This window comes from Pseudomonas sp. LAMO17WK12:I1, assembly GCF_900177315.1.
In the GTDB taxonomy this organism is placed as follows: Bacteria; Pseudomonadota; Gammaproteobacteria; order Pseudomonadales; family Pseudomonadaceae; genus Aquipseudomonas; species Aquipseudomonas marginalis.
In genome coordinates this window covers 117,637-141,423 of sequence record NZ_FWZV01000014.1, presented here as the reverse complement: position 1 = coordinate 141,423, position 23,787 = coordinate 117,637, and the positions used below count along the sequence as shown (strand labels likewise).

24 protein-coding genes are annotated in these 23,787 nt (G+C 62.2%); 10 read left to right on the top strand and 14 right to left on the bottom strand.

All coding sequences use genetic code 11. The annotated features are described in order from the left end of the window. Positions 1-168: 168 nt before the first annotated feature. The gene (locus tag B9N88_RS25140; RefSeq protein WP_027607085.1) at positions 169-1,176 is read left to right on the top strand and encodes an NADP-dependent oxidoreductase; all 1,008 of its coding nucleotides are present in this window, start codon (positions 169-171) and stop codon (positions 1,174-1,176) included. A 49-nt stretch (positions 1,177-1,225) separates the two neighbouring features. Here B9N88_RS25140 and pyrF read toward each other — a convergent pair whose 3' ends face one another. Then, positions 1,226-1,924 carry an orotidine-5'-phosphate decarboxylase gene (gene pyrF / locus B9N88_RS25135; protein ID WP_027607084.1) on the bottom strand — a complete coding sequence of 233 codons (699 nt, stop codon included), beginning with the start codon at positions 1,922-1,924 and terminating at the stop codon, positions 1,226-1,228. A 259-nt stretch (positions 1,925-2,183) separates the two neighbouring features. On the opposite strand from pyrF, the gene B9N88_RS25130 reads away from it, so the two are divergent. Further along, positions 2,184-2,948: a response regulator gene (locus B9N88_RS25130; RefSeq protein ID WP_027607083.1), complete on the top strand. Its 765-nt coding sequence runs from the start codon at positions 2,184-2,186 to the stop codon at positions 2,946-2,948. After that, on the top strand, positions 2,948-3,985 hold the full coding sequence (locus B9N88_RS25125) for a sensor histidine kinase (RefSeq protein ID WP_027607082.1): 1,038 nt from the start codon (positions 2,948-2,950) through the stop codon (positions 3,983-3,985). The genes B9N88_RS25130 and B9N88_RS25125 overlap by 1 nt, the downstream gene beginning before the upstream one ends. Here the strand turns inward: B9N88_RS25125 and B9N88_RS25120 are convergent. The 8 genes from B9N88_RS25120 to B9N88_RS25085 form a co-directional block, all read right to left on the bottom strand. Next, complete coding sequence (locus B9N88_RS25120) at positions 3,982-5,043, bottom strand: AI-2E family transporter (RefSeq protein WP_027607081.1); 1,062 nt, start codon at positions 5,041-5,043, stop codon at positions 3,982-3,984. The two genes, B9N88_RS25125 and B9N88_RS25120, sit on opposite strands and share 4 nt — an antisense overlap. A 71-nt stretch (positions 5,044-5,114) precedes the next feature. Continuing rightward, positions 5,115-5,933 (bottom strand): DUF4892 domain-containing protein, encoded by an 819-nt coding sequence (locus B9N88_RS25115; protein WP_027607080.1) that lies wholly within the window; start codon positions 5,931-5,933, stop codon positions 5,115-5,117. Positions 5,934-6,035: 102 nt separating this feature from the next. Beyond that, entirely contained in the window at positions 6,036-6,890 is an 855-nt protein-coding gene (locus tag B9N88_RS25110; RefSeq protein WP_027607079.1) for an alpha/beta hydrolase, read from the bottom strand. Then, positions 6,887-7,690: an alpha/beta fold hydrolase gene (locus B9N88_RS25105; RefSeq protein ID WP_027607078.1), complete on the bottom strand. Its 804-nt coding sequence runs from the start codon at positions 7,688-7,690 to the stop codon at positions 6,887-6,889. Before B9N88_RS25105 ends, B9N88_RS25110 begins: the two co-directional genes overlap by 4 nt. A gap of 97 nt (positions 7,691-7,787) precedes the next feature. Beyond that, positions 7,788-8,231, bottom strand: coding sequence for a hotdog fold thioesterase (locus B9N88_RS25100; RefSeq protein WP_027607077.1), 444 nt, complete (start codon positions 8,229-8,231; stop codon positions 7,788-7,790). A 118-nt stretch (positions 8,232-8,349) separates the two neighbouring features. Continuing rightward, positions 8,350-8,799, bottom strand: coding sequence for a phosphohistidine phosphatase SixA (gene sixA, locus B9N88_RS25095; RefSeq protein WP_027607076.1), 450 nt, complete (start codon positions 8,797-8,799; stop codon positions 8,350-8,352). Further along, on the bottom strand, positions 8,796-9,143 hold the full coding sequence (locus B9N88_RS25090; protein WP_027607075.1) for a DUF4389 domain-containing protein: 348 nt from the start codon (positions 9,141-9,143) through the stop codon (positions 8,796-8,798). The genes sixA and B9N88_RS25090 overlap by 4 nt, the downstream gene beginning before the upstream one ends. 10 nt (positions 9,144-9,153) lie before the next feature. Then, positions 9,154-10,179 (bottom strand): NAD(P)H-dependent glycerol-3-phosphate dehydrogenase, encoded by a 1,026-nt coding sequence (locus B9N88_RS25085; protein ID WP_027607074.1) that lies wholly within the window; start codon positions 10,177-10,179, stop codon positions 9,154-9,156. A 195-nt stretch (positions 10,180-10,374) separates the two neighbouring features. Here B9N88_RS25085 and B9N88_RS25080 point away from each other — a divergent pair, with 195 nt between their 5' ends. The 5 genes from B9N88_RS25080 (at position 10,375) to fabB (ending at position 17,321) form a co-directional block, all read left to right on the top strand. Continuing rightward, positions 10,375-12,495 (top strand): TonB-dependent receptor plug domain-containing protein, encoded by a 2,121-nt coding sequence (locus tag B9N88_RS25080; protein ID WP_319805411.1) that lies wholly within the window; start codon positions 10,375-10,377, stop codon positions 12,493-12,495. 1 nt (position 12,496) lies between these two features. Beyond that, on the top strand, positions 12,497-13,426 hold the full coding sequence (locus B9N88_RS25075) for an ABC transporter substrate-binding protein (RefSeq protein WP_027607072.1): 930 nt from the start codon (positions 12,497-12,499) through the stop codon (positions 13,424-13,426). Next, positions 13,423-15,324: an ATP-binding protein gene (locus B9N88_RS25070; protein WP_027607071.1), complete on the top strand. Its 1,902-nt coding sequence runs from the start codon at positions 13,423-13,425 to the stop codon at positions 15,322-15,324. Before B9N88_RS25075 ends, B9N88_RS25070 begins: the two co-directional genes overlap by 4 nt. Before the next feature lie 249 nt (positions 15,325-15,573). After that, a complete protein-coding gene (gene fabA, locus B9N88_RS25065) occupies positions 15,574-16,089 on the top strand; it encodes a 3-hydroxyacyl-[acyl-carrier-protein] dehydratase FabA (protein WP_003210552.1) in 516 nt (171 codons plus the stop codon). An 11-nt stretch (positions 16,090-16,100) separates the two neighbouring features. Continuing rightward, positions 16,101-17,321 carry a beta-ketoacyl-ACP synthase I gene (fabB, locus tag B9N88_RS25060; protein WP_027607070.1) on the top strand — a complete coding sequence of 407 codons (1,221 nt, stop codon included), beginning with the start codon at positions 16,101-16,103 and terminating at the stop codon, positions 17,319-17,321. A 106-nt stretch (positions 17,322-17,427) separates the two neighbouring features. Here fabB and B9N88_RS25055 read toward each other — a convergent pair whose 3' ends face one another. Beyond that, positions 17,428-18,450 (bottom strand): amidohydrolase family protein, encoded by a 1,023-nt coding sequence (locus B9N88_RS25055; RefSeq protein ID WP_027607069.1) that lies wholly within the window; start codon positions 18,448-18,450, stop codon positions 17,428-17,430. A gap of 140 nt (positions 18,451-18,590) precedes the next feature. Between B9N88_RS25055 and B9N88_RS25050 the strand changes: the two genes are divergently transcribed. Together B9N88_RS25050 and B9N88_RS25045 are read left to right on the top strand one after the other, a co-directional pair. Continuing rightward, on the top strand, positions 18,591-19,007 hold the full coding sequence (locus B9N88_RS25050) for an OsmC family protein (protein ID WP_027607068.1): 417 nt from the start codon (positions 18,591-18,593) through the stop codon (positions 19,005-19,007). A 64-nt stretch (positions 19,008-19,071) separates the two neighbouring features. Continuing rightward, positions 19,072-19,938 (top strand): pirin family protein, encoded by an 867-nt coding sequence (locus tag B9N88_RS25045; protein ID WP_027607067.1) that lies wholly within the window; start codon positions 19,072-19,074, stop codon positions 19,936-19,938. A 46-nt stretch (positions 19,939-19,984) separates the two neighbouring features. On the opposite strand, the gene B9N88_RS25040 is transcribed toward B9N88_RS25045, so the two are convergent. The 4 genes from B9N88_RS25040 to B9N88_RS25025 all read right to left on the bottom strand — a co-directional run bounded on the left by B9N88_RS25040 (position 19,985) and on the right by B9N88_RS25025 (position 23,699). Further along, positions 19,985-20,713, bottom strand: a complete 729-nt coding sequence (locus B9N88_RS25040) for a dienelactone hydrolase family protein (protein WP_027607066.1) — start codon at positions 20,711-20,713, stop codon at positions 19,985-19,987. A 66-nt stretch (positions 20,714-20,779) separates the two neighbouring features. Then, the gene (gene htpG, locus B9N88_RS25035; protein WP_027607065.1) at positions 20,780-22,684 is read right to left on the bottom strand and encodes a molecular chaperone HtpG; all 1,905 of its coding nucleotides are present in this window, start codon (positions 22,682-22,684) and stop codon (positions 20,780-20,782) included. Positions 22,685-22,773: 89 nt separating this feature from the next. Then, the gene (locus tag B9N88_RS25030) at positions 22,774-23,226 is read right to left on the bottom strand and encodes a PaaI family thioesterase (protein WP_027607064.1); all 453 of its coding nucleotides are present in this window, start codon (positions 23,224-23,226) and stop codon (positions 22,774-22,776) included. Then, on the bottom strand, positions 23,223-23,699 hold the full coding sequence (locus B9N88_RS25025; protein ID WP_027607063.1) for a PaaI family thioesterase: 477 nt from the start codon (positions 23,697-23,699) through the stop codon (positions 23,223-23,225). Before B9N88_RS25025 ends, B9N88_RS25030 begins: the two co-directional genes overlap by 4 nt. Between the last annotated feature and the right edge of the window lie 88 nt (positions 23,700-23,787).

Below are 23,787 nucleotides of genomic sequence, written 5' to 3'. Positions count from 1 at the left end.
ACGTCAGCACTATCAGAAGGCCGGTTAGCGCCGTATGAGTCATGGTGATAAGGCAACCGGGCTCACTATCAATGGCACCTATCAATGAGCATTCGCACCCTCGGCTGACCTTGCCCCCAGGCCGTCCAAGGTCTATCAATCATGCTTCACTTCTAAAGAGTCCTTGCCATGACCGCCCAGACCAACCGCCAATTCCTGCTCGCCAAACGCCCGGTCGGCGCGGCCACGCGGGAAACCTTCACTTACCAGGTCGTGCCGGTGGGCACCCCCGGGGACGGGCAGGTGCTGGTGCGCAACGAATACCTGTCCCTCGACCCGGCCATGCGTGGCTGGATGAATGAAGGCAAGTCCTACATTCCGCCCGTAGGCCTCGGCGAGGTCATGCGCGCGCTGGGTGTGGGCAAGGTGATTGCCTCGAATAACCCGAAATTCGCCGTCGGCGACTACGTGAATGGCGCCCTGGGCGTGCAGGATTACTTCCTGGGCGAGCCGCGCGGCTTCTACAAGGTCGACCCCAAGCTGGCGCCCCTGCCCCGTTACCTGTCTGCGCTGGGCATGACCGGCATGACCGCCTACTTCGCGCTGTTGGACACCGGCGCGCCCAAGGCCGGTGAAACCGTGGTGATCTCCGGCGCGGCCGGTGCCGTGGGCAGCATTGCCGGGCAGATCGCCAAGCTCAAAGGCTGCCGCGTGGTCGGCATTGCCGGCGGTGCCGACAAGTGCAAGTTCCTGGTGGATGAACTGGGCTTCGACGCCGCCATCGACTACAAGAACGAAGACGTGCCCGCCGCCCTCAAGCGCGAGTGCCCTAAAGGTGTGGATGTGTATTTCGATAACGTCGGCGGCGACATTCTTGACGCGGTGCTCAGCCGGCTGGCGTTGAAAGCCCGCGTGGTGATTTGCGGGGCCATCAGCCAGTACAACAACAAGGAAGCGGTGAAAGGCCCGGCCAACTACCTCTCACTGCTGGTCAACCGCGCACGGATGGAAGGCTTTGTGGTGATGGATCACGCGGCGAACTTTGCCGCCGCCGGGCAGGAAATGGCCGGCTGGATGGCCCAGGGCAAGCTCAAGAGCAAGGAGGATATCGTCGAGGGGTTGGAGACGTTCCCGGAGACGCTGATGAAGCTGTTCAACGGCGAAAACTTTGGCAAATTGGTGCTCAAGGTCAGCTGATACACGGCAGATCCGCGCGTCCCCACGCGAACGTGGGAACGCGCATCGATCAGGCGATCTCGGCGACTACCGCCGCCAACGCCTTGGCCGGATCCGCCGCCTGGCTGATCGGACGGCCGATCACCAGGTAGTCGGAACCCGCGTCCAGTGCCTGGCGCGGGGTCAGGATGCGGCGCTGGTCGTCCTGGGCACTGCCCGCCGGACGAATCCCCGGGGTCACCAGTTGCAACGACGGATGGGCAGTCTTCAAGGCCTGGGCTTCCAGCGCCGAGCACACCAGGCCATCAAGGCCGGCTTTCTGCGCCAGGGCGGCCAGGCGCAGTACCTGCTCCTGAGGCTCGATGTCCAGGCCGATGCCAGCCAGGTCCTCGCGCTCCATGCTGGTCAGCACGGTCACGCCGATCAGCAACGGCTTGGGGCCGTTGCGCTGTTCCAGCACTTCGCGGCAGGCGGTCATCATGCGCAGGCCGCCGGAGCAGTGTACGTTGACCATCCACACGCCCATCTCGGCCGCAGCCTTGACCGCCATGGCGGTGGTGTTGGGGATGTCGTGGAATTTCAGGTCGAGGAACACCTCGAAGCCTTTGTCACGCAGGGTGCCGACGATTTCCGCGGCGCAGCTGGTGAACAGTTCCTTGCCGACCTTGACCCGGCAAAGCCTGGGGTCCAACTGGTCAGCCAGCTTCAGTGCGGCGTCACGGGTGGGGTAATCCAGGGCGACGATGATAGGAGTCTGGCAGACGGACATTGGAATGGGCTCTCAGGCAAGTCGAAATCGGCGCGGATTGTAGCGCAAGCAGCGCCGTTGCGGGATCCGATGATCGGTAAATACTGACCAACCGCCATCAGCCGGGCATTCCAGATGATTATTTCAAAGCTGATACATTCATGACATGCCCACAACACGCCCTGCCGCTAGCCTCGCCCGCACGACCCACCGACCAGCACTACCAGCCATGGGGCTGGGCGCCTATGCTGAGCGCAACAACCAGGCAGATGATCGCACTATGCATACCCCTTCCGTCCCCTTGAACGACGAGCCCAAAGGCGCGGTGGTCGCCGATGACAAGCGCTGGAACACCCGTGCGCTGATCGTCGACGACGATGTGCCGATCCGCGAATTGCTGATCGACTACCTGGCACGCTTCAATATCCTCGCCACCGGCGTGACCGACGGCGCCGCGATGCGCCTGGCCATGCAAGCCGAAACCTATGATGTGGTGGTACTCGACCTGATGCTGCCGGGGGAAGACGGCCTGACCCTGTGCCGCTGGCTGCGCGCCGAGTCGGATATCCCGATCCTGATGCTCACGGCCCGCTGCGAGCCCACCGACCGCATCATCGGCCTGGAACTGGGGGCCGATGACTATATGTCCAAGCCCTTCGAACCCCGTGAACTGGTAGCGCGGATCCAGACCATCCTGCGCCGCGTGCGCGATGACCGCACCGAACAGCGCGCGAATATCCGCTTCGACAACTGGCGCCTCAACAGCGTGTTACGTCAATTGGTGGCCGACGATGGCCTGGTGGTGCCGCTGTCCAACGCGGAATTCCGTCTGTTATGGGTGTTTATCGAACGCCCGCGCCGGGTGCTGAGCCGTGAGCAGTTGCTTGATGCCGCCCGTGGCCGCTCGATAGAGGCCTTTGATCGCAGTATCGACTTGCTGGTGTCACGCCTGCGGCAAAAACTCGGGGATGACCCCAAGGCACCGCAGTTGATCAAGACCGTGCGCGGCGAAGGCTACCTGTTCGACGCCCGGGATATTGGCTGATGCGCGCGCCCTTCAACACGCTGTTCGGTCGGCTGTTCGGCGTGTTGCTGGTGGCGATTGTGCTGGCCCATGGGCTGGCGTTCTTCTGGTTTCACCACTACGGCCAACCGCCGCCGCCCCCTCCTGAGCGTTTTATCGAGCAGCCGGACGGGACCCTGGCGCCGATGCGCGACAAGCACCCACGCCCCTGGTTTGGCGGCCCGGTGGTGCCCCTGACCTTTCAATTCGTCTCGTTGATTATCGCGGCCTGGTACGGTGCCAAACTGCTGAGCCGGCCGATACAGCGCCTGAGTGAAGCGGCGGAACGCTTGAGCCTGGACCTCGACAGCCCACCCCTCGATGAATCCGGCCCGAGGGAAGCACGGCAGGCCGCCTCGACCTTCAACCTGATGCAAAGGCGCATTCGCGAGCAGGTCAGCCAACGCGCGCGCATGCTCGGCGCCGTCTCCCATGACCTGCGCACCCCGCTGTCACGCCTCAAGCTGCGCCTGGAGCAGATCGAGGACACCCGGCTGCAGGGCCAGATGCGCCAGGACCTGAACGACATGATCGGCATGCTCGACGCCACCCTGAGCTACCTGCACGAACAGCGCACCAGTGAAACCCGGCATTGGCTGGATGTGCAGGCGCTGGTGGAGTCCATGAGTGAAAACGCCCAGGACCAGGGCTCCGATGTGCAATGTGCGGGCAGCTGCCTGCCCTTGCAGGTGCAACCGATGGCCCTGCGCTCATGCCTCAACAACCTGATCGACAACGCCTTGCGTTATGCCGGCACAGCCCGCGTGGAGCTGGAGGACAGCCGCGAAGCGCTGGTCATCCGTGTGATCGACCACGGGCCGGGGATCGCGGTCGATAAGCGTGAGGCGGTGTTCGAACCGTTCTACCGGCTGGAAGGCTCGCGTAACCGCAATTCCGGCGGCGTCGGCCTGGGCATGACCATCTCTAAGGAAGCGGCAGAACGCCTGGGCGGCCGCCTGAGCCTGGAAGAGACCCCAGGCGGCGGCTTGACCGCCGTGATGTGGTTGCCCAGGGCTTAAAGGGGCTTGTCTTCACGTCGAACCTGGGCCTGGGTTGCGCTCCAATCCATCAACAGGCTGTAGGCCACGGCCAGCAGGGTCGGGCCGATAAACAGGCCGATAAAGCCAAAGGCAATCAAGCCGCCGAAGACCCCGAGCAACACGATCACCAGCGGCAGGTTGCCGCCACGGCTGATCAGGTACGGCTTGAGCACGTTGTCCACGCCGCTGATGATGAACGTCCCCCACACGCCAAGGAACACCGCATAGGTGTAGTCGCCTTTCCACGCCAGCCAGGCCGTGGCCGGGATCCATACCAGCGGCGGGCCCATCGGGATCAGGCTGAGCAGGAACGTCACGATCCCCAGCACCAACGCACCCGGCACGCCGGCGATCAGGAAGCCGATCAGTGCCAGCAGGGCCTGGGCGGCGGCAGTGCCGATCACACCGTTGACCACACGCTGCACCGTACCGGCCACCAGTTCGATGTAGTAACCGGCACGGTCACCGATCAGGCGTTCCAGCAAACGATGCACGAACATCGCCAGACGCGGCCCGTCACGATAAAAAAAGAACACGAACACCAGGCTCAGGGTCAGCTCAAGGATGCCCCCGCCGATCTGCGCACTGCGCGCCAATAGCCAGTTACCCACCTGCCCCAGGTACGGCTTGAGGCTGACCATCAGCGCCGCGCCCTGCTCGTCGATGCTGTTCCACATGCCGACCAGGCGTTCCCCCACAAAGGGAATCGCGGCCAACCAGGTTGGCGCCTCGGGCAGCCCATCGACCTGAATATCCTTGATCAACGCCACGGCATCGCGCACATGGTCCGCGAGATTGAACCCCAGCCATACCAGCGGCACCGCCACCAGCAACATCCAGCCCAAGGTCAGGATGCCGGCGGCCAGGGATTCACGGCCACCCAGCCAACGGGTCAGCAGCACCATCAACGGCCAACTGGCAAACGCCAGCACCGCGCCCCAGAACAGCGCCGACCAGAACGGCGCCATCACCCAGAAGCTGGCACCAAACAGCACCAGCAGCAGGATTTGCACCAGCAGGCGATCGTTATTGAGCATGGGGTATCTCTAGAAAAGGCTGTAGGAAGAGAGCTTAGGCGAACGGCACGGGTCCGTTCGCCCTGTTGCGGTCAGCGTATCAGATGCAGGTGCAGGCCTTGGGTTTCAGTGCTGCCGGTTTCCAGGCGCGCGGCGCGCACGCCTTTATCGACCAAAGCCTGGCGCCAGGCTTCGGCTTTCGGGCCGGTCAGGCTGACGCGCAAGGTCGTATCGAGGTTCAAGCCCCGGGAAATCAGGGTCAGCCAGGTGTCGTCGGGGTCGCCGCCAAGCGCGGGGAAATCCAGCTCACCGGTGCTTTTGAGCTCGCGCAACAAGGTGGCCGAGGTCGGCAGCAGGTCGCCCAGCGGTGCGCCGGCATCCAACTGCTCCACATGCAGGTAGGCACGGCGGTTGCCTCGGGTGATGCCGTACATGGCCACCAGGGAGTTTTCCTGCGGGGCAGCCAGACGCAGCAGCAGGTATTCCTGCTGGCCGTCGGCCCCTACCAGCTTGGCATTACCGAACACTTCGTTGGCCCACAGGCTGCTTTCACCGCAATCGCGGGCCTGGCACCAGAACAACAACTGCGCGCCGTTGGCCTGCAACGCTTCGCGCGTCGACGTGAATGCAGCACTGGAGGTGTGTTCGGCAGGCAGTTCGTAGGTAATCGCTGTGGCTCGCCCACGGGCGGTGGCCTGGCCCTCGTAACGCAACTGGCCACTGATCTTGCGGATCGCCCCCATGGGGTAGATGCGTTCCTTTTCTTCAGCGGGACGGTAATCGACGATCTGTGCGTCGACCTGACGGGCCACGGCAGGCAGGTCCTGGCTTCCCGGCACATCGGCGGCGAACACCAAGGGGCTGAAACAGCACAGTCCGAGGGCACGTATACATCCTTTACGCAGGCTCATCGGATCGGTGAGCCCTGGCCATCGGAGGTCGCAGCAGTGTTGAGTTGGTTCATGGTTGACTCCCTTTCAATCCGCCCAGCCTCGGCAGTTGACCGCCCCAAGTCAAGGCGCGGAGAAGAACCGATTGAAACAGTCTGCAACAAGGACCGCACCGGGCTCATCATTCAGGTGTAAATGATGGCCACCCGGCAACGTGGTTACCGTAAAGGGTAGCTGGGAAAGCAATTCGGGATGTTTCGCCAACATGCCATCGGCGGCGACCACCAACTGCGCAGGGCAACCCACGCGGCGCACGAAAGCCATCGCCTGCTCATCGGTCAGGCGCATCGGCGAAGCCAGGGTCAGGCGACTGTCCGAGCGCCAGGTATAACCGCCCGGCACCGGCATCAAACCGCGCTGGGCCAGCAGCTCTGCGGCTTCACGGCTCACGGCGACCAGACCTTTCATGCGCGCCTCAACCGCCCGATCCAGGGTGGTGTAGACCGGCTTGCGCTTATCCTGCAGGTTCAATTGCGCCTGCAAGGCCATGCCCAGGCGCTCGGCCGCGTTCTCACCGCTGGCCGTGGGCGGGATCACGCCGTCAATCAAACCCAGGTGCGTCACCCGTTCCGGCAAGGCACCGGCCAGCACCAGGGACACGATGGCGCCGAGGGAGTGGCCGAGTAATGCAAAACGTTTCCAGCCCAGTTGCTCGGCAACGTGCAGCACGTCGTGGACGTAATCCCACAAGGCATAACCGGCACCTGTAGGACGATGCGCCGAATGCCCATGGCCGGCCATGTCCAGCGCCACGATACGCAAACCCGCAAGCTTCGGCGCCAGGCGTGCAAAGCTGTTGGCATTGTCCAGCCAGCCATGCAGGGCGATCACCGGCAAACCGTCCTCGGGGCCAAACAGATGGGCCGCCAACTCAATGTGCGGCAGGCTCAGGCGAACCTCTTCGACGGGTGTGCTCATGCGCAGCTGCGCTCCCGGGCTTCCCAGCGCGCGAACAGGGTCTTGATCAAGGTCGCGGTGTCCTGGGGGCGTTCGAGGGGAAACATATGGCCGCCGGGCATGGTGAGCATTTCGCCCATGGGCAGACGGTCGACACCGCTGGCGTGGTGACGCATCACCACGCGGCTCTGGCGACCGCGCACCACCGCCAGCGGCACTTTCAATTGGCGCACCTGGCCAGGGCTGGTGTGGGGCACGCCCCGGTAGATGCTGATTTCGGTGGCTGGGTCGAAACGCAGGCGCAGGCGATCACCCGCCTGGTACAGGCCGTGTTGCAAGTAGGCGTCGAAGCATTCCGGGTCGAAGCCTCGGAACAGGGTCTTGCCGGCGAAGTAGCTGCGCGCGGCGTCCAGGTCGCTGAATTCTTCACGACGGCCCAAGGTACGGCCGGCCGGCGTGAGTCGATCGATAAAACCGAAACGCTTGGCGGCGCGGATCACCCAGCGGTCGGCGCGGGTCAATACCGGCGAATCGAGCATCACCACCCCGCGATACAGCTGCGGGCAGCGCAGGGCCGCGTGCAAATGCAGCACGCCACCCAGGGAATGGCCCACGCCCCAGACGGGCTGCGGTTGCTGCTCCAGATGATGGATCAACTCGTCCACCAGGTTCTGCCAGTTATCGTCCACTGGGAACCTGGGGTCGTGACCGTGCTGCGGCAAGTGAGCCACCGCATATTCCGGGGCCAGGGCGGCAAACAGCTTGCCGTAGGTGGCCGAGGGGAAGCCATTGGCGTGGGCAAAAAACACGTGCTGCGACATAGCGGACCCATCTGCAAAAACCGAGATTGATTGTCACCAGCCCCAAGCCCCACAGCAATGACTGTAACTGCCAGGAATGATGACACTCACGCCACACCTATCGCGCCGGAGGGGTTTCGCCCAAAGGCACCACGGCCATGGTCAGCCGTGAGACACAGTTGCACTTGCCGTCATCGGTGGTCAGGCGGATGTCCCAGACCTGGGTGGTGCGGCCGATATGGATCGCCTTGGCCACCGCCGTCACCCGCCCGCTGCGCACACCGCGCAGGTGATTGGCGTTGACCTCCAGGCCCACGCAATAGAACTTGCTCGGGTCGATGCACAAATAAGCCGCCACGGAGCCGACACTCTCGGCCAGTACCACCGACGCACCGCCATGCAGCAGGCCGTAGGGCTGGTGAGTGCGGTGGTCGACCACCATGCTGGCGGTGAGGGATTCGTCGTCGAAGCTTTCAAAACGGATGTCCAGCAGCTCACCGATGGTGTTTTTCTGGCCGGCATTGAGTTGTTCGATATTCGGTTGGGTGCGCCACAAGCTCATGGAATTGTCCTTATTGGTTTTATTACGGACCTAATCCTGCCACACAACTGCCTCGCTGCGCTCGGGCCAACGAAAAGCGACGGACATGGGACCCGCGCCTTTGTGGCCCGACGATAGCCTACGGATTCTTCACGCTGACCAGGCTCATCAACCCCGCCAGCGGGAAGTCGCCCTCAAGCTCCGCCAGGCTGGCGGTGGACATCGGCTGCGGCTGGCGCTGATGGCCATGCTGCAGAAAACTGATCAAGCTGCCGACCAGGGGCTGATGACTGACCAGCAGCACGTTGTCATCACTGTCGAGCTTGCTCAGGACCTCCAGCGGATTGCCCTCCGGCGTGAGCCAAGGCACCGTGCGGATATCCGGTTCAAAACCCAACGCGTCCCGCACCAGCTGTGCAGTCTGCTGCGCCCGCACGTACGGGCTGGTAATGATCGCGCTGAGCGGCTGGCCGATCAGGTGCGCCGCACTACGCAACACCTCGGCGCGGCCATGTTCGGTGAGGTTGCGCTCGGCATCCGTGCGGGCATGCGCCTCGGCCTCACCGTGACGCAAGACCCACACCTTCATAGCTTCGGCTCCTCATCCCGCACCGGGTGCGGCGCCGGCGGCACGCTGTGGGCGGCTTCGCCCTCGGGAGCGCGAGGGGTTGGCCAGTCGGCGAACGGCCAGGGCTTCTGTTCGGTGTGGAAGCTGCCAAAGCGGCCGATCTGGGCAAGAAACTGGCTGAGGCTGTCGCCGAAGTTCATCAGGCCCAGGTTCGGCGCGCTGTAGACCAGGCGGTAGATCAACTGCACCACCACCAATGCGCCGAGCAGGAACTGCGCCACCTGCCACACCAGGGCAAACACCAGCATCCACAGGATGCGCAGGATAATGGACTCGTACTTGGGGGCTGCTTTCGGATCGTTCATGGCGCGTTCCTCAGTTGAAACCACTGGTGGAAATAAAGTCGACGTCGGTTTTGGGCTCGGCCCGCATCAGCAACTCGATGACCTGGTTCAAGGTGCGCCCTTCAAACAGGATCGCGTGCAGCCCGGCGACCAGCGGCATGTACACGCCGACTTCCTGGGCCTTGGCCTTGAGCACCTTGAGGGTGTTGACCCCTTCGGCCACTTCGCCCAGGCGCGTCACCGCGTCTTCCAGGCTCAGGCCCTGGCCCAGGGCGAAACCCACCTGGTAGTTGCGGCTTTTCGGCGACGAGCAGGTGACGATCAAGTCGCCCACGCCGGCCAGGCCCAGGAAGGTCATGGGGTTGGCGCCCTGGTTCACCGCGAAGCGGGTCATTTCCGCCAGGGCACGGGTAATCAGCATGCTCTTGGTGTTTTCGCCCATGCCCAGCGCCACCGCCATGCCGGCGATGATCGCGTAGACGTTTTTCAGCGCCCCGCCCAGTTCCACGCCAAAGCGGTCGCCACTGGCGTATACGCGGAAGGTCCGGCCATGCAGCACCGCCTGGACGCGCTCGCACAACGCCTCATCCTCGCTGGCGATCACCGTGGCGGTCAGCGCGTGCTCGGCGACTTCCCGCGCCAGGTTCGGCCCGGACAGCACGCCAATGCGCGCCCGGGGGGCGATCTCGGCGAGGATTTCGCTCATCAGCTTGAAGGTCTGCGCCTCGATGCCCTTGGTCAGGCTGACCAGCAGCTTGCCCGCCAGGCGCTCGGCATGGGGCGCCAGCACCGCGCGCAAGGCGCTGGAAGGCAGCGCGACAAAGCACAGGTCGCAGTCCGCCAGGGTGGCCAACAGGTCGGTGACCGGCTCGACCGCCGGATGAATCTTGATGCCTTTAAGGTAACGAGGATTTTCGCGGTGTACGCGAATGGCCTCGGCCTGCTCGGGATCGCGCATCCACTGGCGCACCGCATGGCCGTTCTCGGCCAGCAGGTTAGCCACGGCGGTACCAAAACTTCCGCCTCCCAGGACCGCAATAGGGCGCTGTTCAGTCATATGCAATCCGTTAATCCATACCAGTGGCGATGGCGGCATTATACGGGGCGACCCGCTTGCGGCCAGCCCCCGTATCAAATCGTGGGCCTGTCGGGAAATGCCATGTCCGTGTAACGGAATTGCAAGGGCGACGACTGGCAAATAGCCTCGCCTCGGTTAACATGGGCGGCTATCCGTCATTATCAAGGCCATGTCGTGTATTTGGGCCCTCCTTCCCGTTCATCTCTACTGCTTATGCTGTTGTGCAGTGCACCTGCGCTGGCTGACGACCTGTTCCTCGACAGCCAGCCGCTGCCGCAGGTATTGACCGCCACGCGTCTCAAGCAATCGGCGGCCGCCGTGCCGGGCAGCATGACCGTGATCGACAGCGAGTTGATCAAGGCCAGCGGCGCAAGGGACATCAGCGAGCTGCTGCGCCTGGTGCCGGGGATGATGGTCGGCTACACCACCGGCAACCAGGCGGCGGTGAACTACCACGGCACCAGCGCCAGCGATGCGCGCCGCATGCAGGTATTGATCGACGGGCGTTCGGTGTACCGCGCCGGCCTGGCCACGGTGGACTGGAGCGACATTCCGGTAGCAATGGAAGACATCGAGCGCATCGAGGTCTTCCGCGGCCCCAACACCGTCAGCTACGGGGCGAATGCCTTGATGGCGGTGGTCAATATCCTCACGCGCTCACCGGCCAACAGCCATGGCTCACGGGTGAAGGTGATTCGCGGTGAGCGCGGTATCAATGACTTTTATGCCAGCCAGGGCGTGGGCTGGGAAACCGGCGATCTGCGCCTGTCGCTGTCCGGGCAACAGGACGATGGCTTTGACAGCGATGCCGCTGGCGCCGACCGCCGCGACGGCCGTCGCCTCAACCGCTTCAGCCTGGCAGTGAGCCAGACCTTGAACGCGCAACAGAGTATCGACTGGCAACTGAATGCCAAGGAAGGCACCAACCAGCGCCCTTATACCTACACCCCGGTATTCGCCGGGATTACCGAGGGCGGCGACAATTCCGACGTCACGGCCAAGGACTACGCCGGTTCCCTGCGCTGGAACTTTGATTTCAACCCCGAGCACAGCCTGTATATCCAAGGCTCGGCCCAGCAGTGGGACCGCCGGCAAATCTGGAAGGCCTGTGACGCCAAGGTCTCGTTCAGCCCCGAGCTGACCCAGTTGTGGCAGCTCAACCCCAACTATGCCGAACGGCTGGCCCGGCATATGGACACCTACAGCCAGGGCACCGCGCCACCGGGCAGCGCCGCCGAACAAGCCTTGGCCAACCAGGTACTGGACCAGTGGCGCAACGGCGCCAACCAGAGCGTCTGCGGCGACATCGACCAGAGCACCCGCGAAAGCCGCTACGATGTGGAAATCCAGGACACCCTCAGCCTGTCCGACAGCCTGCGCCTGGTCAGCGGCATGAATTACCGCTACGACCGCGCCGACTCCGATACCTACTTCAACGGCACCCTGGACGACACCACCTGGCGCCTGTTCGGCCAGTTGGAATGGCGCGCCAGTGAACATTGGCTGCTGCAAGGCGGCGCCATGTTCGAAGACACGCACCTGAGCGGCCATTCGCTGACGCCCAGGGTGGCGGTCAACTATTTGATCAACCCGCGCCACGGCTTGCGCGCGGTGTACTCGGAAGCCATCCGTTCGCCGGACATGTTCGAGAACAATGTCAACTGGAGCTACCGCGTCACCAACCTCAGCTCACCGACCTATGGGCAGAGTTCCGGACAGTACTTCGTGAAGACGCGAGGCCCGGGCAACCTCGACAAAGAACTGATGCGCTCGCGGGAACTGGGCTACAACGGCTTCTTTGCCGACATCGGGCTGAACATGGACGTGAAGGTGTTCTACGACGAAATCACCGACATGATCAGCTCGCCGCTGCGCAATAACCAGTACATTGCCAGCAACGCCAACAGCTCACGCTTCACCGGCGCCGAGTCCCAGTTCGACTGGCGCGTGAGCAACGCCGACCGCCTGCGGCTGACTTACGCGTATGTCGACGCCACCACCAGCAACCCACTGGACAAAGCGCAGACCGCGCGTAACAGTGGCTCGGCCGGCTGGTTGCGCGAATGGGGCCAAGGTTGGTCCAGCGCGCTGTTCTACTATGGCGACGACGCACTCAACCAATATCGTTTCGAACGGGTCGACCTGCGGGTGGCCAAGCGCATTGCCCTGGGCAAAGCCAACGTGGAGCTGGCCGGCATGTTGCAACAACGCCTCGATAACCAGCCCACCACCTGGGCCGACAACACTTACGACCATCGTCACGTACTCTACTTCAGCGCGGAGTTAGAGTTCTGACATGGGCGACTCGTCACGGATGACCTTCTTCTTTATCTATAGGCTGCGGCAACTTGCCGGGCTGCTGGCCGGCCTGTTGCTGTGCGCACCGGCGTGGAGCGCCGAGATCCTGCTGACTGCCGCCGAAGACGGCGCCGGGGTGCAGGCCTTTACCCAGGCGCTGGCCCGGCAACGCCCCGAAGACCGCGTCACCTTCACGTCCCTCGGCGACTTGCCAGCACCCAGCCACCTGCCCGCCGGCACGCGCCTGATCCTGCTCGACCTGCCCGGCCTCGACTGGCGCCTGCGGGATACTCAAGGGCCGCCGACGCTGGTACTGCGCATCAGTCGGCTCCAAGCCCATCAGCGCCCGGACGCCTCACGGCACGCGCGGGTCAGCCTGTTGTGGAGCGACCCGCCGCTGGAGCGGCAGCTGCGCCTGATCAGCAGCGTCCTGCCCCAGGCACGGCGCATCGGCGTGCTCTACGGCACCGACAGCGAATTCCTGCTGCCCGAATTGCGCCAGCATGCGGCGGCCCTGGAGCTGGAGATCGTGCCGCAGCGCTGGGACAACACTAACGACAGTCGTCCGCTGCAAACCCTGTTCAGGAACAGCGACGTGCTGCTCGGCCTCGATGACCCGCAGCTGTACAACCCGAAGACCGCTAAAAACCTGCTGCTGAGCAGCTACGCCCAGCAATTGCCGCTGTTCGGGCCCAATGCAGGGTTTGTGCGCGCCGGCAGCCTCGCCAGCACCTACAGCGACCAGGACGATTGGCTGGCGGTACTCGATCGTTTGCTCGACCAGCCGCCGGCCGCTTGGCCACGCGCGCTGTACCCCGAACGCTTCAAAGTCGTGGGCAACGCGCAGGTCGCACGCTCACTGGGCATCGAACAGGTGGACGAAGCCAGCGTCGCCGCCCGAATGGCCGAAGGAGAAAAACGCCCATGACCTTGCGTCGTCGTTGGGACATCAATACCCGCACCCAGCTCATCACCCTGGGCCCGGCGCTGTTGCTGACGTTGCTGTTGATCAGCTTCTTCACCTTCGTGCGTATCCAGGACCTGCGCCAGGAACTGGACCACACCGGCCAATTGATCGCCAACCAACTGGCACCGGCCACCGAATATGGGGTGATCTCGGGCAACAACGATGTGCTCGACAGCCTGCTTCGCGCCACGCTGGCGACGCCCCATGTGCGTTTCCTGGAGATTCAGGACAGCAGCGAAAATATCCTGGTGTACGTCGAGCAACCCGCGGAGAAACACGACCGCGCGCTGTCGGTCAAAGTGTTCCAGGCACCGATCCGCCTGCAGCATATCCAGTTGGGCAATGACTTTTTCCAGGACAACCTCAACGAACCCAAGGCCCCCCGCGCGGACTACCTGGGCCGGGTGATCGTCGGCATGTCCAATGACGCCTTCAGCCAGCGCCAGCAGGAGATCCTGTTCAAGGCCGGTATCCTCGCGCTGTTCGCCCTGCTGTTTACGTTCCTGCTCGCCCGGCGCCTGGCGGCGAGCCTGTCGCAACCGATCAGCGCCATGGGCAATGCGGTCAAGGCCATCCAGCAGGGCGACTACAAGACGCCGCTGCCGATTGTGGATGACTCGGAGCTGGGCGACCTGTCGCGGCATATCAACAACCTCGCCGAAGGCCTCAACCAGGCCAGCCGCGAACAACAGCAGGCCATGGCCCAGTTGATCCAGACCCGCGAAGAGGCCGAACGGGCCAACAACGCCAAGTCAGACTTCCTGGCCATGATGAGCCACGAACTGCGCACGCCGATGAACGGCGTACTGGGCATGCTGCAACTGCTGGAAACCACCGAAATGACCGAGGAACAGACCGAATACGCGGCGCTGGCCTCCGAATCCACCGAGCATTTGCTCAAGGTGATCAACGACATTCTCGACTTCTCGCGCATCGAACGCGCGGCCCTGGAGCTGGAACATATCCCCTTCAACCTGGCCGACCTGATCAACAGTTGCGCCCAGGCCTTCCAGCACAGCGCCCAGCAGCGCGGGCTGGCGCTCAAGCTGCCGATCCCGCCCGGCATGGACGCACTGCGGGTACAGGGCGATCCGACGCGGATCCGCCAGATCCTGGTGAACCTGATCGGCAATGCCTTGAAGTTCACCGAACACGGCACCGTCAGCGTCGAGCCCCACTGGCAGGTGCTCGACCATGAGTTGGTGTGGTTCACCTGCACCGTGCGTGACAGCGGCATCGGGATTTCCGCCGAGCGCCTGGAATTGATGTTCGATGCGTTCCAGCAGGCCGACAGTTCCATTTCAAGACGTTACGGCGGTACCGGTCTCGGGCTGCCCATCGCCCGTACCCTGGCCGAACGCATGGGAGGCACGCTGCGCGCGCAGAGCGAAGAAGGCCGTGGCTCGGTGTTTACCCTGGAGATCCCGCTGGCCATCGACCCCCACAGCCAGCCGTCGATCGCCCTGGATGCCGAGGGCAAGCACAGCGCCGGCGAGGGTCGCCATGTGTTGCTGGTGGAGGACAATCCGGTCAACCGCACCGTGGTCGAAGCCATGCTGCGCAGCCTGGGCTTTGAAGTCAGCCTGGCCACCGATGGCGCCGAGGCGATCCGCAGTGCCGAGAGCCTGATCTTCACCGCGATCCTGATGGATTGTCGCCTGCCCCTGATCGACGGTTATGAAGCCACCCGGCAGATTCGCCAACTGCCCGGCTGCGCCGACCTGCCGATCATCGCCCTGACGGCCAACGCCTTGCAGGGCGACCGGGAAGCCTGCCTTGCGGCCGGAATGAACGATTACCTGGCCAAGCCGTTCAAACGCACGGATCTGCAGCAAATCCTGCAGCGCTGGGTGCAATAGCGGCGCGCCATCAGCCAACTCCGACTGGCGTGAAAGACGAAAGTGCGGCAGTCTTAGGCACCCGAACGGGCCCATAAACAGGCTCGGTTTAAAATTTCAGTGAACAAGTGTACATTCAGTACCTTGCCGCTGTGACTTTCACTACAACGCAATAGTCTATGTGTAGGCTGCCGACATGAGGCATGAACGCTTCATTCGGTTCGGGAAGATTTGCCCTACCCTGCCGCATGGGATTATTGAGGAGCTCGCATGACCAAACAAAACGCCTTTACTCGGGAAGACCTGCTGCGCTGCAGTCGCGGTGAGCTGTTCGGCCCAGGTAACGCGCAACTGCCCGCCCCGAACATGCTGATGGTGGATCGCATCACCCATATCAGCGAAGAGGGTGGCAAGTACGGCAAAGGTGAATTGGTCGCCGAGCTGGATATCACCCCGGACCTGTGGTTCTTCGCCTGTCACTTCGAAGGTGACCCTGTCATGCCGGGCTGCCTGGGCCTCGACGCCATGTGGCAACTGGTCGGCTTCTACCTGGGCTGGCAAGGCCTGCCAGGCCGTGGCCGCGCCCTGGGTTCGGGCGAAGTGAAGTTCTTTGGCCAGGTCCTGCCGACCGCCAAGAAAGTCACCTACAACATTCAAATCAAGCGCGTCCTCAAGGGCAAGCTGAACCTGGCCATCGCCGACGGTTCGGTGACTGTCGACGGTCGCGAGATCTATACTGCCGAAGGCCTTCGGGTCGGCGTATTTACTTCCACTGACAACTTTTAAGGGTTATCCGCATGCGCCGCGTCGTTATCACTGGTCTGGGCATTGTTTCTTGCCTGGGCAATGACAAAGAGACCGTCACCGCTAACCTGCGTGCAAGTCGCCCTGGCATCCGCTTCAACCCGGAATATGCCGAAATGGGTCTGCGTAGCCAGGTTTCCGGCTCCATCGACCTGCCCCTCGAAGAACTGATCGATCGCAAGATCTATCGCTTCGTGGGCCACGCTGCCGCCTACGCCTACCTGGCCATGAAAGACGCAATCGCCGACTCCGGCCTGAGCGAAGACCAAGTATCGAACGTACGCACCGGCCTGATCGCCGGCTCCGGCGGCGCATCGACCCTCAACCAGATGGAAGCGCTGGACATCCTGCGCGAAAAAGGCGTGAAGCGAGTTGGCCCGTACCGTGTCACACGGACCATGGGCAGCACCGTTTCGGCCTGCCTGGCCACGCCATTCCAGATCAAGGGCGTGAACTACTCGATCTCCTCCGCATGCGCCACCAGTGCACACTGCATCGGCACCGCCGTCGAGCAGATCCAACTGGGCAAGCAGGACATCGTGTTCGCCGGCGGCGGCGAAGAAGAACATTGGAGCCAGTCGTTCCTGTTCGACGCCATGGGTGCCCTGTCCACCCAGTACAACGAAACCCCGGAAAAAGCCTCCCGCGCCTACGATGCCAAGCGTGACGGTTTCGTCATCGCCGGCGGTGGCGGCATGGTGGTGGTCGAGGAGCTGGAGCACGCCCTGGCCCGTGGCGCCAAGATCTACGCGGAAATCGTTGGCTACGGCGCTACTTCCGATGGCTACGACATGGTTGCGCCAAGCGGTGAAGGCGCCATCCGTTGCATGCAGATGGCCATGTCCACCGTGGACACCCCGATCGACTACCTGAACACCCACGGCACCTCGACTCCGGTCGGCGACGCCAAGGAAATGGAAGGTGTACGCGCGGTGTTCGGCGACAAGGCACCGGCCATCAGCTCCACCAAGAGCCTGTCGGGTCACTCCCTGGGCGCCGCCGGCGTTCACGAAGCGATCTACTGCCTGCTGATGATGGAAGGCAACTTCATGGCCGGCTCGGCCAACATCGACGAGATCGACCCGGTCGTCGCCGATATGCCGATCCTGACCAAGACGGTTGAAAACGTCAAAGTCGACACCGTGATGAGCAACAGCTTCGGCTTCGGTGGCACTAACGCCACCCTGGTGCTGAAACGCTGGCAGGGTAAGTAAGCCCCGCAGGTTGATCACCTGAAAAAGCCCCGACTGGTTCGGGGCTTTTTTATGGGCGACTGGATTTGAGACCGCAACCGCATTTGCGTGAGACGAAAACGCAATATCAACGCGCCCCCTCATCGCCGCGAGGTTTAGGCAGGATGGCCAGGAAGTTGTCCCTCGCCACTTTGTGGGCAACGTCTTCAGGCAATGCATCAAGGAAGACATCAAAGCGGTGCATTTCCTCACCCAGCTTGCTGAAACGCCCGACGACATCCGAACCCAGCATAAAGCGCTCCGGGAAGCGTTCCACCAGCGTTACCCACTCCGGCCGAGGCTTGCCCCCATCATCCAGCAAGTACGGCGTGAGCATGCTCCAGGACAGGTCGATATACAGGTTGGGGTAAGCCTCGAGCATACGGCTCAAGGTGGGCAGCAAAAAGTCCATTTGCACCTGGTGGCGGTGAATTTCCTTGCTGGTGCCGGCGTGAGCCCAGATAAAGCGAGTGTGCGGGTGGTTGCGCAGCGGCTCTTCGATTTCGGCCAAATACAGCGGGTTACGCTCGCGCTTGGAGGTGATGTTGGAGTGCAGCATCACCGGCAAGTCGTTTTCCGCCGCCAGGTGATAGATGCGCGTCATGGCCTCGTTGTTGGCGCGCGGGGTATCCCCCGATGTGAGGGCGGTAAGGTCGTCGTGGCGGGTAAACACTTCACCGATGCCTTGCCACAGCCCCGGGTTGAGGTCGAGCATGCGCTGGATATGGGCATCCGAGTTCTTGTCATTGGGGTTGAAGCCGGACAGAAACGGATGAAAGTGCTGGCGCTGTTCAGGCGTCAGTTTATTTACCGCTGCGGCGACAATCACGTCGGTGGCGCTGTACCAATAGGCATCTGCGTCATCACCGGCGTAGTAGCGCGGGCGCTTGGGTTCGTCTTCGTGCCATTTCTTTGCGACGGGAATGCCGGAAATCATGACATGCTCGATGCGATTATCTGCCATCGCCTTGAGCAATGTGTCCATCCCCGCCGTTTCCTGGAAGAAATCCACGTAATGCAGGTGGGCATCGCTGTAGGCATAGTCGCGAGCCTGTGTCGCAAGGCTGTTGGCGGCGAGCAACAGGGCGAGACTCAAGCGGGTCCAGGGCACGGTATAACCTCGATAAGGGCGAATACCGGTAGACCTTGCGTGCCATACCGGGGTTCAGCCGGCAAAAAATGTGGAACACCCCCGTGCCAGCATGCTCTATAACTGCATGACCTTCCTTCTGCCACCCCGTGAGGTTTGCCATGCCTGTTACCGTCAATACGCTGAACGCCGACAACTTCCGCCACAGCGTCAATATCAATAACCACGAGCTGTTTACCGACCTGCCCAAGAGCCTGGGTGGTGACGACTCGGCGCCCTCCCCCCACGATTACTTCGACGCCGCGCTGGCATCGTGCAAGGCGCTGACCGTCAAGCTCTACGCCCAGAAAAAAGACATCCCCCTGACCGGCGTGACCGTGGAAGTCACCCACGACGCCACCGAAGAACAAAAGGGCAAATACAGGCTCAACGTCAAGCTGACGCTCAAGGGCGTACTCACCGACGAACAGCGCGACGAGCTGCACCGCGTGGCCGATCGCTGCCCGGTACACAAGCTGATGACCACCGCCGAGGTCACCATCGAAACCCGCCTCTCTGAAGGCGCGTTCAGCCAATAGCGGCAACCTCCCGTCGAGCGGGTTATGCTCATTACCCTACAACCCGCTCAGACTGGGACGCACCATGACCACCCTCACCGTGATCCGCCCACGCCCCGAAGATGTCGAAGGCCAGCCGATCCTGCGCCCGCTGCCCTCGCGGGAATGTCGCAGCGTCGGGCCCTTTGTGTTTTTCGACCATATGCTGCCGACCCGCTATGCACCGGGCAGCGGGATGAACATCCGCCAGCACCCCCATATCGGCCTGTCCACCCTCACCTATCTGTTCGAAGGCGCACTGCAGCACAAGGACAGCCTGGGGTCGGATCAGGTGGTAGAGGCCGGCGATGTCAGCTGGATGACCGCAGGCAGTGCAATCGCCCATGTCGAGCGCACACCCGAGGCACTCAAGGCCCGTGGTTTCAGCATGCATGGCCTGCAAGTATGGCTGGCATCGCCCAAGGACCACGAAGAGGGGCCTGGACACTACAGCCATCACCCTGCGGCGAGCCTGCCGGTGAGTGACAACCTGGGCGTGCGGATTCGCCTGATCGCCGGCAGTGGCTTCTGCCTCAAGTCACCGGTGCCGGTGCTGTCGCCTACGTTGTATGCAGATGTACACATGCAAACGGCCACGACCCTGCTGATTCCTGACGAGCACGAGGAACGCGCGGTGTATGTGCTGGAGGGTGAAGCCCAGTTGGAGGGTGAGCAGCTTGAGGTGCACAGCCTGGTGGTATTGCCGGCCGGGCAGGTAATGACCCTGTTCGCCGAAAGCGATTGCCAGTTGGTGGTGTTGGGCGGAGCACCGCTGGATGGGCCACGGCGGATCAATTGGAATTTTGTCGCGAGCGATCCGCTGAAGATCGAGCAGGCCAGGCAGCGCTGGGCCGCTGGGGATTGGCCGACGGTGCCGGGTGAAACCGAAAGAATTGAGTTGCCGGTGAGATAGCTATCGGGGGCAAGCCCCCGATGACGCTGGAACAGGCGCTGAAGATTCAGCCCTTGAACACTTCATCCAGCAAGTTATGCATCGACCGGAACGCCCGTGCAGCGGTCTTGGCGTCATACATCATCTTGCCCGGCACATTGGCGTGCGGGTCGGTGAAGGAATGCACCGCACCGCCGTAGCTCAGCAATTGCCAGTCCACGCCGGCCGCGTTCATTTCATCTTCGAACGCCGGCAGTTGCTCTTTCGGCACCAACGGGTCGGAAGCACCGTGCAGCACCAGCACTGAACCCTTGATGTTTTTCGCATCTGCCGGGTTCGGCGTGTCGAGGGTGCCGTGGAACGATACGGCAGCCTTCAATGGCGCACCGGTCCGTGCCAGCTCCAGGGAGCAGCAACCGCCGAAGCAGAAACCAAAGGTGGCCAGCTTAGAGGTGTCCACTGCCGCTTCGGTCTGGCCCTGCAGCTGCTCAAGGGCAGCCTGCATGCGTTTGTTCAGCAACGGGCGATCATTCTTCAACGGCATCATTGCGGCACCGGCTTCATCGCCATTCGACGGGCGCACGGTTTGCCCGTAGAGGTCGGCGATCAGCACCACGTAGCCCTTGGCGGCAACGCTCTTGGCGATCTCCTCGGCACCCGCACTAACCCCCATCCAGTTCGGCGCCATCAGCAGGCCGGGCAGCGGGTTCTTTTGGCTGGCATCGAACGCCAGGCGGCTTTCATAAGACTGGCCATCAATCTGATAGACCACGGAACGCACGGTGACTTGGCTCATCATTTTCTCCAGTTAGGGTGCACTAGAACGAAAAAACCCGCCGAAGCGGGTTTTTCTACAACGGTATCAAACCGACAGTTCAACCAACAGCTTGTTCAGTCGGCGCACGTAGGCGGCCGGGTCCTTGAGGCTGTCGCCAGCGGCCAGGGCCGCCTGGTCGAAGAGGATGTGGGACAGGTCGCCAAAGCGCTCTTCGCTCTGCTCGCCGTCGAGTTTCTCGATCAACGGGTGAGCCGGGTTGAATTCGAAGATCGGCTTGGAGTCCGGGACCTTCTGGCCGCTGGCTTCGAGAATCTGGCGCATCTGCATGCCCAGGTCCTGCTCGCCGATGGCCAGGATCGCCGGGGAATCAGTCAGACGATGGGAAACCCGCACTTCGCTGACGGCATCGCCCAGGGACGCCTTGATCCGCTCAACCAGGCCTTCTTTGGCCTTGGCGACTTCCTCGGCTTCTTTCTTCTCTTCCTCGGAGTCCAGGTTACCCAGGTCCAGGTCGCCACGGGCCACGTCGACAAAGGATTTGCCGTCGAACTCGTTGAGGTAGCTCATCAGCCACTCATCGATACGGTCGGTCAGCAGCAGCACTTCGATGCCTTTCTTGCGGAAGACTTCCAGGTGCGGGCTGTTCTTGACCTGTGCGTAGGTTTCGCCGGTCAGGTAGTAAATCTTGTCCTGGCCTTCCTTGGCACGTGCCAGGTACTCGGCCAGGGACACCACCTGCTCGCCCTCTTCACCCTGGGTGGAAGCAAAGCGCAACAGACCGGCGATTTTTTCCTTGTTGGCAAAATCTTCCGCCGGGCCTTCTTTCATGACCTGGCCGAAGTTTTTCCAGAAGCCCTTGTATTGCTCTGGCTCGTTCTTCGCCAGTTTTTCCAGCATGTCGAGCACGCGCTTGGTCAGCGCCGACTTCATGGAATCGATGATCGGGTCTTTTTGCAGGATTTCCCGCGACACGTTCAGCGACAGGTCATTGGAGTCGACCACGCCCTTGATAAAGCGCAGGTACAGCGGCAGGAACGACTCCGCCTGGTCCATCACGAACACGCGCTGCACGTACAGCTTCAGGCCCTTCGGCGCTTCACGCTGGTACAGGTCGAACGGCGCACGGGCCGGCACGTAGAGCAGCGAGCTGTATTCCAGCTTGCCTTCGACCTTGTTATGGCTCCAGCTCAGCGGGTTTTCGTAGTCGTGACCGATGTGCTTGTAGAACTCCTGGTATTCCTCGTCCTTGATCTCGGTACGCGGACGGGTCCACAGGGCACTGGCGCGATTGACGGTTTCCCATTCCTGGGCAGGCTTCTCTTCACCTTCGGCAGCCGTTTGTTCTTTCGGCAGCTCGATCGGCAAGGCGATATGGTCGGAGTACTTCTTGATGATATTGCGCAGGCGCCAGCCATCGGCAAATTCGTCTTCACCGGATTTGAGGTGCAGGACGATGCGGGTACCACGGTCAGCCTTGTCGACGGTGGCGATTTCAAATTCGCCCTCGCCCTTGGAAGCCCAGTGCACGCCTTCGCTGGCGTCAAGGCCGGCACGACGGCTGAACACTTCAACCTTGTCGGCCACGATGAAGGCCGAGTAGAAGCCCACACCGAACTGGCCGATCAGGTGCGAATCTTTCTTCTGGTCGCCGGACAGGTTTTTCATGAAGTCGGCGGTACCGGATTTGGCGATGGTCCCCAGGTGGGTAATCGCATCTTCACGGCTCATGCCGATACCGTTGTCTTCGAGGGTGACGGTATTGGCGTCTTTGTCGAAGCTCACACGGATTTTCAGTTCCGCGCCGCCTTCCAGCAGTTCAGGCTTGGACAGGGCTTCGAAACGTAATTTGTCGACAGCGTCAGAGGCGTTCGAGATCAATTCGCGAAGGAAGATTTCCTTGTTGGAATACAGCGAATGGATCATGAGGTGCAGCAGTTGCTTCACCTCGGTCTGGAAGCCCAGGGTTTCCTTTTGAGTTTCCACACTCATGGTCATCAAACTCCAATTGGATGGCAGTGGCCGCGCCCTGAAGGGTTGGCGGCGGGTTGTCATCAAAGTTGGGGGCTAAGAGCAGGATTTCAAGGGCGGACCACGTCCTCGATCTTGAAATGCGCACGGGCGGTGGCGATGGGCTCGGCGGCGGTGGTTTGCCAGGCGGTGATCGCCACATTCGCCACACGTCGGCCCTGGCGCCACACCTGGCATTTGGCGTAAGTGTCGCGAAACTGGCCGGCGCGCAGGTAATCGAGGGAGAAATCGATGATTTTCGGGAGGCCCGGCGCTCCGGTAAACACCAGCAGGTGCAACGCCGCTGCCAGCTCCATGAAGCCGGCAATCACCCCGCCGTGAAGCGCCGGCAATATGGGGTTACCAATATTGTCCTCGTGGGCCGGCAGGCGAAACAGCAATTCATCCCCCAGCCGGGTGCATTCGATACCGATCAGTTTGGCGTAGGGGATCAGGTCCAGCAGCGCCTCGTAGCTGCCGCGCTGATGGGCCTGTTCCAGGCGGGTCTTGAATCGATGGGTCATGCCTGCTCTCCCTTGATGGCGCGCCCCAACCCTTGGGTGCCCTTGAGACGCTTGCCCATGCGCATGAAGGTGCCCACCACATGGGCGATGGGTTGTTGCGGGTCGTCCTGATAGGCAAAACCACGGGTGAAGATCACGTCGGTGGTCACCCGGTAGCACTGGGCGAAACCATATACCGGCTTATGCGGCTCGGCGGGATGCATATAGTCGACACGCAGGTCCAGGGTCGGGCACACCTCGAACTCCGGCAGGACACACAGGGTGGCCATGCCGCAGGCGGTATCCATCAAGGATGTCAACGCGCCACCGTGGATCACGCCGGTCTGGGGATCACCCACCAACTGCGGCGCGTAAGGCATGACCAACGTGATGCCCTCCTCGCTGGCATGATGAACGCTGATACCCAGCACCTGACAATGGCGCAAGGCCGAGACAAAGCGCGTCGCGCGCTCTAACAAGGGATTTTCGGTCATTCGTTGCAGACTCTTATTAGTGTTGATGGGCGAAATAGACGGTGCGGGCGAAAGTTCCTTTGAGGTCGTTGTTTATATATCTGTGGAA